Genomic DNA, 12,613 nt, shown 5'->3' on the forward strand with positions numbered 1-12,613 from the left:
AGCATAAACTATCATTCGAGGTGCATAATGACGAATAATAGCCGAAAAATGCCTGCTGAACAACATAATCTGTTGTTTCACAAACCGATTGATCGTTGGGACGAGGCTCTCCCATTAGGGAATGGCTTAATGGGTTGTCTAGTTTGGGGAAATGGCGACCCAATCCGTCTTAGTTTGGATCGTGCAGATTTATGGGATACGAGATTAGCTCCTGAAGTATTGGATAACAATTTTACGTATAGGAAACTGAATGAACTTATTCGTGAGAAAAATCAAGCTGAAATCATGAGTAAATTCAGCGATTTTTTTAGCATATATCCAAACCCTACAAAATTGCCGGCAGGACGTATTGAATTATGCTGCGGTTCTGCCGCTGAGAGTATGAAAAGCAGCCTGAACATTAAGGATGCAACAGCTAATGTAGAGTGGATGGCAAATGGAGAAATCTATCAATTAGAAACATTTTTACATGCAAATAGTGAATTAGGCTATATTCGATTAACGGGAAATACGGCAAATCTAGTTAATCTGCAGCTTGTTCCACCAGATTATTCTGGTGATTTTCAAGAAAGAGAAGACCAAAGCTCTACCTTTGATTTACAGCTGGCTTCACTTGGTTATCCAAAAGCGGAGTTTGGCAACGAGGGAGATAGCGTTTGGTTTCGTCAGGCAACCAATCATGGTTTGGAGTATGCCATTGTCGCCCAGAAAAAGCAGATAAGTGAACGTGAGATGGAATGGGTATACACGATAGCAGCTAACCTGGATGGCAAGGATTGGTTTGAACAAGCTAGGCGTAAAGTAAGGGAAGCAACAGAAATAGGCTTTACTGAATCATTTTCATCTCATGCGTCATGGTGGGAGATCTATTGGCAAAAAAGTTCAACGACATTATCTGAATTTGAGTTTGAAAAACAATGGTATTGGACGAACTACCTATTTGGATCTTGTTCGCGTAAAGGTGCTCCGCCTATGCCGCTTCAGGGCGTATGGACCGCAGATGAAGGGCTGTTACCTCCATGGAAAGGTGACTATCATCACGACTTGAATACCGAATTAAGTTACTGGCATTATCTTAAAGCGAATCATTTGGAGGAAGGAGAAAGCTTCCTCGATTTTCTATGGGAACTACGTCCTGCAGCCCACGAATTTGCTGAGTCATATTTCGAAGCCCCGGGGATTAACTTGCCTTCCGTAATGACGATTGATGGAAAGCCGTTAGGTGGATGGCCAATGTATGCGCTTAGCCCAACGAATCAAATTTGGTTATGTCAGGCATTTGATCATTACTGGCTTTATACCGGCAATCGAGACTTTCTTGCGAACAAAGCCTATGTTTATTTCCAAGAAACTGCAGATTGCTTGTTGTCACTTCTTAATCCCGGAGAGGATGGAAAGCTGCGTCTATCGATTTCTAGCTCACCTGAGATTCATGATAGTCGATTGAGTGCCTGGCTAACACCCAATAGTAATTATGATTTATCATTGCTCCGATATTTATTTACTCGTCTAGAGCAAATGGCAGAGCTCCTAGAAAAGGGAACAGAGCAGATGAAGTGGGCTGGCGTAATGAACCTTTTGGATGAATTGGCAATTAATGAGTCAGGATTGATGATTAGTCCCGATGAGAATTTACTGGAAAGTCATCGGCATCACTCTCATGCTATGGCTATATATCCGCTGAAAACTCTAATTTACGATAGATCAGATATCGAAAAGCGAATTATTGACAACACGATTAGCCATTTAGAAACGTTAGGGAAAGCGTATTGGGTAGGCTACTCTTTTGCATGGATGGCAGCATTATACACACGACAAGGAAACGGAGAAGCTGCCCGCTATCACCTGCAACAATTCTGGGAACATACTTGTTCGCCGAACGGTTTCCATCTGAATGGAGATTACAAAAAAACAGGGTTAACACAATTTCACTATCGTCCGTTTACATTGGAAGGAAATATGGCTGCTGCTGATGCTTTGCAAGAGATGCTGCTGCAAACAAACCTGGGTGTTATTCGACTCTTCCCAGCAATACCAAGTTCTTGGCAGGAGAATGGGGCAGAATTTCAAAGGTTTCGTGGGGAAATGGGTGTTCTTGTCTCTGCTAGAATCTTCGCAGGCAAGCTAGAATACGTAGAGCTTCAAGCAGAATTAACAGGTGTTTTTCATCTGGAAAACCAATTTGGAACTGAGCGATTGACGCTAGAAACGGATGGAATCTGCAAAGAGATCATATGTACCGCAGGATCAGTTATTACAATGGCACTCCAGAAAGATGAGGTTTGTCGCATAGTGAACAGTAGTTAGAAAGAGATAGATGAAAGCAGAATAGGTACGACTAATCTGGTACCCACACGCTAAACACTTTTTTATAAGTGTCTAGTGTATGGGTACCAGTTTAGTGAGAGGTAAGGTTTGTAACCATATTTGACTATAAGCTGACTCCGATGGAGCGGCTTTTTCGTGTTGTATAAGTAATGGTCCTCAAGAATAGTGGCGTGGTGACATGAAGTTACTCTACTTTCTTGCAGCGTACTGAAGATTTTTCTTGGTTTTTGAAGGATTATGAGAGATCTTGTTGAATAAAATTGCACATTACTTACTTGTTAAGTAATTAAGACTAACATGATGTCGGAGGAGGAGAATGAAGATCGGATTTCGTACTATCAAGTCCGCCATCGGCGGAAGAGTCTTATTGTAGGAGAGGGGGAGTTTTATTTGAAGTTACTAACGCAGTCGCCTCGCAGCTCTATCTTTATGAAAATCGTTCTAACTTTTCTCGGTGTGCTTGCCCCGCTCTATGCTCTCAATTTGTATATGAACGAATCCGGACAAGAGACGGTCCGGACTGAAATCGTTCAATCCATGAATACCAAAGTCGAGCTGTATGTCAATCTGATCGAATCCGATATACAGCGGGTCATTCAGCTGATTGAAACCTACGTCAATGATGACAATCTAATAAAATTAAGCACCTCAACTGCAATCATGTCCAACATCGATAGAACGGACGCTATTCTAGCTTTAAAGGATAAATTGAATTTGGTCAAAACGTCCAGCAGCTTCGTGTACAATGTTACGGCGTTCATACCTGAGTTGGATCGGAGCGTCACATCCAACGATGATGCCATCACTTCTCTCGATGAAGCGCAGTTTAAAGCGCTCTCAGAGACGACTAACCGATACGAGGCGCCTTTTTTGATGTGGAAAGACCGTTTATTCATCAGTGTCCCGTATCCCGACCCTGCCACATCGGGAGGACGTAAGCCCGTATTTCTGCTTACCGTTGAGATATCGAAGCCTGCTCTTCGCAGCGCAATGCGTCAATTTACGAATAATGGGGAGATGGCCGTACTCTCCGGCAACCGTTTGCGCTATTTCATCACGAACGATAACGGCTCGGATGAGGCGGAATTAGCGGTTTCCAAGCTAGTGGCTTCGCCTAGTTCCGAGCAGGAGAGTGGACAAGGCCTGATACCACCTGATCGCCAATTACAGAGATCGATAACGATAAATGGAGAACGACACCTTGTCATTGCCAAGTCCTCTAGTATGCTGGATTCTACCTTGTCTATCTTTATGCCTGAGGAAGAGATATTCGGCTCACTTAGTCATTACCGAATGTGGATGTTCTGGCTGACCTTGTCGTCGGTTATGATTATCATCTTCTTCGCATTAAGCATTTATCGCATTATTCAACGGCCCTTGCACACGCTGATTCGTTCCTTCAACAAGGTGGAGCAGGGCAATTTGAATCTGGTTGTACAGTATCCCTTGAAGGATGAATTCGGGTTCTTGTTCGACCGCTTCAACGCCATGGTAAAGGAACTGAACGTACTCGTTCATGAAGTATATGAACATAAATATCGTGTTCGGTTAGCGGAATTGAGACAGCTGCAAGCCCAGATCAATCCTCACTTTCTTTACAATAGCTTTTTTATTTTGCACCGGATGGCGAAGCTGCACGATAACGACAATATCATCCGATTCACCAAATATTTAGGGGATTATTTTCAATTCATCACCCGTGACGGAATGGATGAGATGGCTCTCGAAATGGAAGTGAAGTATGCGCGTACGTATACGGATATCCAGGCGTTCCGCTTTGGCAGCCGAATACACACGGAGTTTGGCGAGCTTCCAGCAGGAACGGAGCAGCTCTTTGTACCGCGCCTCATTTTGCAGCCGCTTATTGAAAACGCTTATAATCATGGGTTGGAAAATAAGTTGAAGGACGGCTGGATCCGCGTTTCATTCGAGCTGCAGCGCGACACGCTAGTGATTGCTGTGGAAGACAACGGTGATGAATTGGATGAGGGCAAGCTTCACTCCCTGCGCATGCGGCTGTTATCAGCAGAAGAATCCGCTGAAAGCACGGGACTTATCAATGTTCACCGAAGGGTTCAAATCAAATATGGGCAAGGAAGCGGCCTAACCTTATCTATGGGTAAGGACGGAGGACTGAGAGCGGAGCTGCGGCTGCGGCTGTTTCGGGAGGAGAATGGGAATGCGAATGTACCGATTGTTGATCGTGGATGATGAGCCTTATACGGTCGATGGCTTATACGAAATGCTGCTGCAGGAGACCGATTTGCTTGAGCTCGACCTGTACAAGGCTTACTCGGCTAACGAAGCGATAGAGTGGTTGAATCGGGTGAAAATCGACATTGTGCTCAGCGATATCCGTATGCCAGGTATGGACGGACTTCAGCTGCAGCGGCAGATTAAGGCAACGTGGCCGCGCTGCAGGGTCATTTTTCTTACCGGAATGAATGAGATGACCTATGTTCAGCAGGCGATGCGCGATGGCAGTATCGATTACATTCTGAAGACTGAAGGCGACGAGCCTATTCTGAGGAGCGTTCGAAGCGCGATCGAAGCATTGGAAGAAGAGCTGAAGAACGACCGTTATTTGCAGCATGCCAAGGCGCGAATTCAACATGCGCTTCCAGGACTGCGGAACGCTTGGTTCATGCAGCTGCTGCAGCATGGCATTGACCATGTGGGCCTGTCGCAATCAAGACTTACCGAGATGGAGAGTCCGCTTGATTCGGTTGCCCCGCTGCTGCCCGTGGTTGCCAGGGTAGATCGGTGGCCGGAGCATATAACGGGTACGGATCGTCCGCTGCTTCTATTTGCGATTGAGAATATCGCCCTGGAAATGCTGGCCGAGGTGAGCACCCAGTCCGTTATTATTGACGACTCCTATCTGATGCTAATGGTACAGACCCAGCAGCATTTGGAGGAAGGAAGCCATACTGAAGAAGGCGATCAGGCTGGCGCGATTAGATTCGTACAGGGAATGCTGGAGACGGTGCAGTCTACGTGTACGCAGCTGCTTCAGCTTCCGGTGTCGGTTATATGCGGTCGTACCTTTGTCAGTTGGGACCAGATCGCAGACACATACTTTCGGATGCGTCAAAAGCTTGTGCTCGGCGTCGGTAAGGGGGAAAATATGATGCTTCTCACCGGAACCGGAGGAGTATCAGAGGACAATGTGGACAGCGGGACAACTATGATGCCTTCCCGTCTAAGGGAACAGCTTGATGTGGCACTGGAGAGCGGGCGATCCGAAGAAGCCTGCGCTGCAATCAATGCTTGCTTCGCCAATACGTGTGAATATGCCCGATACTTAGAGGCTTATTATACGGTGGCCAACCAATTGATCGGTCTGATCAATCGGTGGGGATGGGCGGATCAGCTGGAGCTGGGTGGTGAAATTCGGCTGGAGCAGCTGATGCATGTACGGGGCCATTCCTCCCGCGAGCAAGCGGTCGAGTATCTTCGCTTCGTGGCTGAACGTCTAGTCTCCATCAAGCAAGGTGCGCAGGATGAGCGTACACAGCGAATTGTGGAGAAAATAAATCGGTATATTCGCGAACGAATCGGAGGAGATCTGTCACTGACAGCTCTGGCAGAGGTCGTTTATTTAAATCCGGCCTACCTCTCGGTGTTGTATAAGCAGACGACAGGTCAAAATATATCCGAGTATATCATCAGCGTTCGATTAGAGAATGCCAAGGATCTGCTTCAAGGCTCACAATACAAGATTCATGAGGTGGCGGCAGCGATCGGCTTCGATAACGCCGGTTACTTCACCCGCTTCTTCCGTAAGAATGCCGGAATCGGACCGCAGGAATACCGGGATCAAGCCAGTCTGTAAAATCACCTTTATGACCGCGGAAAACCTCGATCTCGAAAAAACAAAACAAAAGAGAACGAATCTAAAAGATGTTACATTTCATGCTCGAATGAATCGTTCTATACTAAACCAAGTAAGATCACCAATCAAAGTATACACTCTGATAATCATGGTAGCGGTTACATCCTAGAAGCGAAGCTTCACACTTGGCGAAGAGGCTCGAAGCAACGCTGGCTTCACAAAACTTGGTCTATGCTTTCAAAGCAGTCTTGTTGCAAAAAGAGACTCAGGGAAGCAGCGCTCCACAAAACTTTTTTAGGAGGATGTCCATGAAAAAGATGAGAGACAGGACGTGGGTCACGGTATTGCTCGTTATGTTAATGGTAGTTGTGAGCGCTTGCTCCAGTTCCGGTGTTAAGAAGGAAGAGGGCGGTAACAAGAACGCGGAAAAGCAAGTTAACGAGGAGAAGGGTAATACGACTCCTGCCGATCCGCTGGGCAAGTATGATCCGCCGATTGAAATTACGACCGTCCGTATCGTGAACGATACGTACAAGTATGCAGAAGGCGAAAGTATTGAGAACAACGTCTGGACACGTACGCTCCAAGACAAGCTGGGTATCAATTTGAAGAATAAATGGGTCGTAAGCGGAGACGGACCGGGCGGACAAGGCGAGCAGAAGATGAACGTCTCCATCGCTTCCGGTGACCTGCCAGATTTCATTCCGGTCAATGCAAAACAGCTGAAGCAGCTAGTTGAAGCGGATCTGCTCATGGATCTAACCGATGTTTACGAGAAATATGCTTCTCCATTCACGAAGGAAATCATGAATCAAGATGGACCGAATGCCTTAGCATCGGCAACCTTCGATGGTAAGCTGATGGCGATTCCAAACACGGGTTCTTCCATGGACAATACGATGATGATTTGGGTCCGGACCGATTGGCTGAAGAAGCTAAACCTGCCAGAGCCAAAGACGATGGACGATGTGCTTGCGATATCCGAAGCGTTCACGACTCAGGATCCGGACGGTAACGGAAAACCGGATACGATCGGTATTTCCCTGAACAAGGATCTTTATGGCGGATATGCAAGTATTGATGGCTTCTTGAACGGTTATCATGCCTATCCGCGACAATGGATGAAGGATAGCTCGGGCAAGATTGTTTTCGGAAGCATTCAACCGGAGATGAAGCAGGCGCTGGCGAAGCTGCAAGAGCTCTACAAGAAAGGTCAGATCGATCGTGAGTTCGGTGTTAAGGATGGCGGGAAGGCGGCAGAATTCGCTGCATCCGGAAGAGTCGGGCTCCATTTTGGAGGCATGGCTAATCCTCTCTGGCCGCTCGTAGACAACAAGAAGAATGATAAGAACGCTCAATGGCAATCGTATCCGCTCGTATCGGTGGACGATAAGCCGGCACAATCTCGGGTTGGTCTTGCTGTAGGCCAGTATTATGCCGTATTGAAAGACACGCAGAATCCGGAAGCACTGCTTAAAGTGATTAACCTGTTTGTCGAAACGGGCTGGGGCGAGACGACGACGGCAGACAATTACGCTGAGCATTTTACAAAGGGCGGCATTGAACGGCATAAATATCCTCCATTCCAAGCATGGCCGGCGCGTAAAAATCTAGATATTCATTTGAATATCAGCAAAGCGATCGAAACGGGGGATAAGTCGAAGCTGAATCCAGAGGAAACCGACAACCTCGGCCAAATCGAAACTTACCTGCAAGGCAAAGAAGGCAGCGAGCTCGGATGGGGATACGAACGTGTATTCGGCACGGACGGATCGTTCAAAACGATTAACAAATACGTAACAGACAACAGCATTCTAATGAGTGAGTTTTATGAGGCACCGACTGAAACGATGATACAGAAGGATGCTACTCTCCAGAAGATGGAGCTGGAAGTTTTCTCGAAGATCATTATGGGTGATCCAATTGATAATTTCGACAAGTTCGTAACCGACTGGAAAAAGCTCGGCGGCGATGCGATTACAGAAGAAGTAAACGCGTGGTACGCAGCCAAATAATGAAATTAGGCAACGAAGAGGGAAGAAGGAATACTCTTCCCTCTCTTGCGTTCTAGGTCGAATAATCCGAATGAATCGCAGGGAGGCGGCAGGATGCTTCAAAAACTGAAATCGCCTTATTGGCCGCTGCATCTCATGCTGCTGCCGGGCTTAATTTTGGTTATCATCTACAGTTACGGGCCCATGCTTGGGATCGTCATAGCTTTCCAAAAGTTTATGCCAGCCAGGGGAGGCCTATTTGATTCACCTTGGACGGGGCTCGACAATTTCCGATATGTACTTGATATGCCAGACTCGATGAGGGTTCTCAAGAATACGATTATAATCGCAGTTTTTAAGATCATTGTCGGTTTTATTGTGCCGATTGTCGTATCGCTTCTATTGAATGAAGTTCGCAAAGAGGTATTTAAGCGGGGCGTTCAAACCTTAATCTACTTACCGCATTTTCTATCCTGGATTATTCTTGGGGGGATTATGATTGATGTGCTATCGCCCTCCAGCGGAATTCTGAATCAATTCCTGAGCTTTTTTGGTATCGAACCTATTTATTTTCTAGGGGACAATTCCTGGTTCCGGCCGGTGCTCGTCATAACGGATGTATGGAAAGAGTTTGGCTTTAACACGATTGTTTATTTAGCTGCCCTGACCAGCATCAACCCAGCTTTATATGAAGCTGCAATTGTCGATGGAGCGGGGCGCTGGAAGCAGACGCTGCATATTACGCTGCCAGGCATGTTGCCGATTATCGTGCTAACGATGACACTTGCAATGGGCAATGTTCTAAATGCCGGCTTCGATCAAATATTTAATTTATACAGCCCTCAAGTATATGAATCAGGAGATATCATCGATACGTTTGTCTACCGGATTGGACTGGTCGATGCGCAGTATGGCGTAGCGACAGCGATTGGTTTGTTTAAGTCGATCGTCTCCTTAACCTTTATTTCCGTTTCCTATTACTTGGCCTATCGTCTCGCGAACTACCGCATTTTCTAGTAACGTTGAAGGAGGGAGAAGCATGGTCGAGCAGCTCACCTTGGGAAGAAGATTGTTTGTTGGCACGAACTATGTCGTGTTGGCCTTGCTATCCATTCTTTGTCTTGTACCTTTGATTCATGTGTTGGCTGTTTCGTTCAGCTCGAGCCAGGCGGCCACAGCTGGTCTGGTCAAGCTGTGGCCAGTGGAGTTTACAATCAGCTCCTATCAATTCGTTCTGGCCAAGCCGGCCTTCTTAACCTCGATCGGTGTTACGCTGCAGAGGGTTGCAATCGGCTTAACGCTCAATATGGTGCTTACGATAATGATCGCTTACCCGCTGTCGAAGGAAGTCAGCAAATTTCCATTCCGTACCGTCTATGTATGGATTTTCGTGATCACGATTTTGTTTCAAGGCGGTCTTATTCCGCTGTACATGACTATCAAATATACGGGGATTATGGACACGATCTGGGCGTTAGTACTGCCATCCGCGGTGCCGATCTTTAATGTTGTCCTCCTGCTTAACTTTTTCCGCGGGCTGCCCAAAGAGCTGGAGGAAGCCGCTTTTATCGACGGTGCGGGACATTGGAGAACACTCTGGCAGATCATCGTGCCGTTGTCGGCTCCGGCGCTGGCAACACTAACACTGTTTGCAGCGGTTGGACATTGGAATTCGTGGTTTGATGGACTGATCTTCATGGATTCCCCCGACCATTATCCGCTTCAGAGTTATTTGCAGACCGTAGTCATTAACCGGGATCTCAGTCTCATGTCTTCTTCGGATATTAAATCATTGGCGGAAGTGAACGACAGAACAGCGAAAGCGGCGCAAATTTTCCTCGGTGCTCTGCCGATTCTGCTCGTGTACCCGTTCCTGCAGCGATTCTTCATGAAAGGTATCGTGCTTGGCAGTGTCAAGGAATAGCAGGGTCTAAGGGATGAAGAACCATAATAGTACTTTTCACGGTAGCTATCCCAGCCGTAACTCGCATCAGGGCCAGAGAACTGACGTTATGCGGAATCCGTATCCGGATGGGCTAGAGACGGAGTGGTCAAGGCGATTGAGCTTGGATTGATGCAAGGCAAATCATCGGATAGAATCGATCCTGGATCGAAGGCAATTAGAATTGAGACGGCGCAGGTCATCTATAACCTGCTGCAAAAGCTAAACAGTTCAGCGCAATGAATGAAATGGCTCGGAGAGTGATCTTGGAGCCTGCTGGGCGGTTGGAATCATGAAATAAGCCTCAGAAACCACAATCAAAGTGGGATCGGAGGCTTATTTTTTTTGATTTCTACACGCAAAGCGGGGGCTCGGAAATGCTGGAATGACTGATGAGGCTGCGCTTTACCGGCTATCTCCGTCAATGATTATAGTGACTCGCTAAAGATTATGGGGGCAAGGTCAAGCAAACTAGCTCGGCGGTGATTATAGACGGTAATTGTACAGCTCGATAAGCTTGGAGTAATTAAACCGCATTTGAAGGGAGCACAAACAGCATGACCTTAGAGAGGTATGAGGATCGGATTATAGAACAACGCCAAAGCCATGATGAACGCTTTAATAGATATTCGCCTTATTGCGATCTTATTTATTACCCGTCAACCAAAGAGCCCGGTCTTCGCCTGGCGATGAGAATATTGAAACCCATAGAGCCTTCGCCTATTTTAGTAACGACACATGGATGGCATATGAGCATCCCACCCTTCGAACATAGGGAAGAGCCATACGGGGATGGCAAATATCTTGTGGTCGAGGTAGATATGCGCGGAAGAGCTTTCTCAGATGGCCGTCCCGACTGCAATGGTTGGGAGTTGCTCGATGTAATAGATGCAGTCCGGTTTGTGCAAGACCAGTATCAAGAATACATTAGTAATCCTCAGTTGGTCTATTTCGAGGCTGGCAGCGGCGGAGGTGGAAACGCTTATGCCATAATCGCAAAGTTTCCGGATTTTTTTGCAGCGGCTACAGCAATGTGCGGTATTTCGGATTATGCGCTTTGGTATGAGCAGGATGAGATTGGAGAATTCCGCGATGAGCTGGATGTTTGGATAGGCTTCCCGCCCAAGCATAATCCGGAAGCTTATCAATCACGCAGCGGCTTGGCGCTGGCCGAAAATTTGCTTACCCCGTTGTTTATTGCTCATGGCGATAAGGATATCCGTGTGCCGGTGGAGCATGCGCGGATTTATATGAAACGGATTCAAGAGCTCGGACTATCAAGGAAGGTTCAGTATTTGGAGCTGGCAGGAGTAGGCACAAGGGAGCACTGGGGAAATGCTTCAAGCGAGCAGTTTGCTCAAATGCAGGAGCAAAGCGAGGTTAACCGTGTACGTAACGCTGTCCCTATTGAGATACCGGATAAGGGTTCATTCATCGTAGCGGGATATCTCGTCACGAAAAAATTCGCAGTAGTGCTAAATGATTTGGATGAGGTGGCGGTCTTGCATTATGACTTGAATAGAAAGGTGTTCGACGTGGCGGGAGCAAAGTCCGGTTATTCGATCTATCAACGGGATGACGCTGAGCGCCAGAAGGATTTTTGGGGAGGATTGGCATGAAAATATTAATTCGTGATCGCTGGCTTTATCTCATGTTGTTGCCGGGGCTAGTTTATTTTATGTTGTTTAAATATTTTCCAATGTGGGGCGTGTTGATCTCCTTTCAGGATTACCAGCCTTACCTAGGCTTTTGGAAAAGTGAATGGGTCGGGCTGAAGCATTTTATCCGATTTTTCAACGAACCAACCTTTGGCCTGTTATTTAGGAATACAGTCGTGCTGGCTATGTATAATTTGCTGTTTTTCTTTCCGCTGCCAATTATTGTTGCGCTCATGCTAAATGAGGTTCGAAAGGAATTTTTCAAGCGGTGTGTACAGACTTTGATTTATATTCCCCATTTTTTTTCGTGGGTAGTTGTAGTCGGTGTTTTCTATATTTTATTTACGGTCGAGGGCGGCGCGGTCAATGAGCTTATCGTGAAAATGGGCGGAGAGAAAATTAATTTCCTGCTTAGCGCCGAGTGGTTCCGCTCGATGATTATGACGGAGATTATCTGGAAAGAAACGGGCTGGGGCACAATCATATTTTTGGCCGCTCTGGCAGGCGTTGATCCCGGATTGTATGAAGCGGCGAAAATCGATGGAGCCGGACGCCTCCGTCAGTTATGGCATATTACGTTGCCAGCTATACGCGGCACGATCATCATTTTGTTGATTTTGCGGCTGGGGGACTTTATGGATACGGGCTTTGAACAAATTATATTAATGCTTAATGCTTTGAATCGCGAGGTTGGCGAGGTATTCGATACTTATGTCTATACGACTGGTATTAATCAGGGACAATTCAGCTACAGCACGGCTGTAGGATTGTTTAAATCCGTAATCGGATTGATTCTTGTGCTTGGAACAAACGCACTCGCTAAGAAAGCCGGGGAAGAAGGCATTTACTAGAAGAA

At 46.7% G+C, this 12,613-nt stretch carries 8 protein-coding genes and 1 pseudogene; all 9 read left to right on the top strand.

From position 1 onward, the window contains the following. Window positions 1–27: 27 nt before the first annotated feature. A complete protein-coding gene (locus AC787_RS01320) occupies window positions 28–2,307 on the top strand; it encodes a glycosyl hydrolase family 95 catalytic domain-containing protein (RefSeq protein ID WP_054023142.1) in 2,280 nt (759 codons plus the stop codon). Window positions 2,308–2,718: 411 nt separating this feature from the next. Next, window positions 2,719–4,539: a sensor histidine kinase gene (locus AC787_RS01325; protein WP_054023143.1), complete on the top strand. Its 1,821-nt coding sequence runs from the start codon at window positions 2,719–2,721 to the stop codon at window positions 4,537–4,539. Continuing rightward, window positions 4,508–6,163 carry a response regulator gene (locus AC787_RS01330; RefSeq protein WP_054023144.1) on the top strand — a complete coding sequence of 552 codons (1,656 nt, stop codon included), beginning with the start codon at window positions 4,508–4,510 and terminating at the stop codon, window positions 6,161–6,163. Before AC787_RS01325 ends, AC787_RS01330 begins: the two co-directional genes overlap by 32 nt. A 308-nt stretch (window positions 6,164–6,471) precedes the next feature. Beyond that, complete coding sequence (locus tag AC787_RS01335; protein WP_054023145.1) at window positions 6,472–8,178, top strand: extracellular solute-binding protein; 1,707 nt, start codon at window positions 6,472–6,474, stop codon at window positions 8,176–8,178. 93 nt (window positions 8,179–8,271) lie between these two features. After that, a complete protein-coding gene (locus AC787_RS01340; RefSeq protein ID WP_054023146.1) occupies window positions 8,272–9,174 on the top strand; it encodes an ABC transporter permease in 903 nt (300 codons plus the stop codon). Window positions 9,175–9,196: 22 nt separating this feature from the next. Next, window positions 9,197–10,081: a carbohydrate ABC transporter permease gene (locus AC787_RS01345; RefSeq protein ID WP_054023147.1), complete on the top strand. Its 885-nt coding sequence runs from the start codon at window positions 9,197–9,199 to the stop codon at window positions 10,079–10,081. A gap of 108 nt (window positions 10,082–10,189) precedes the next feature. Then, window positions 10,190–10,342 (top strand): annotated as a pseudogene (locus AC787_RS34005) (hypothetical protein); the annotation flags it as partial. A 314-nt stretch (window positions 10,343–10,656) separates the two neighbouring features. Next, window positions 10,657–11,718, top strand: coding sequence for an alpha/beta hydrolase family protein (locus tag AC787_RS01350; RefSeq protein ID WP_054023148.1), 1,062 nt, complete (start codon window positions 10,657–10,659; stop codon window positions 11,716–11,718). After that, window positions 11,715–12,608: an ABC transporter permease gene (locus tag AC787_RS01355; RefSeq protein WP_082360585.1), complete on the top strand. Its 894-nt coding sequence runs from the start codon at window positions 11,715–11,717 to the stop codon at window positions 12,606–12,608. The genes AC787_RS01350 and AC787_RS01355 overlap by 4 nt, the downstream gene beginning before the upstream one ends. Window positions 12,609–12,613: the final 5 nt, after the last annotated feature.

It is taken from the genome of Bacillus sp. FJAT-28004, assembly GCF_001280845.1.
Classification (GTDB): Bacteria; Bacillota; Bacilli; order Paenibacillales; family Paenibacillaceae; genus Pristimantibacillus.

What these genes read in the sequence shown, in the direction of transcription:
- AC787_RS01340 (WP_054023146.1), top strand. Translation starts at nt 8,272, where the DNA reads ATGCTTCAAAAACTGAAATCGCCTTATTGGCCGCTGCATCTCATGCTG.
- AC787_RS01355 (WP_082360585.1), top strand. Translation starts at nt 11,715, where the DNA reads ATGAAAATATTAATTCGTGATCGCTGGCTTTATCTCATGTTGTTGCCG.
- AC787_RS01330 (WP_054023144.1), top strand. Translation starts at nt 4,508, where the DNA reads ATGCGAATGTACCGATTGTTGATCGTGGATGATGAGCCTTATACGGTC.
- AC787_RS01350 (WP_054023148.1), top strand. Translation starts at nt 10,657, where the DNA reads ATGACCTTAGAGAGGTATGAGGATCGGATTATAGAACAACGCCAAAGC.
- AC787_RS01345 (WP_054023147.1), top strand. Translation starts at nt 9,197, where the DNA reads ATGGTCGAGCAGCTCACCTTGGGAAGAAGATTGTTTGTTGGCACGAAC.
- AC787_RS01320 (WP_054023142.1), top strand. Translation starts at nt 28, where the DNA reads ATGACGAATAATAGCCGAAAAATGCCTGCTGAACAACATAATCTGTTG.
- AC787_RS01335 (WP_054023145.1), top strand. Translation starts at nt 6,472, where the DNA reads ATGAAAAAGATGAGAGACAGGACGTGGGTCACGGTATTGCTCGTTATG.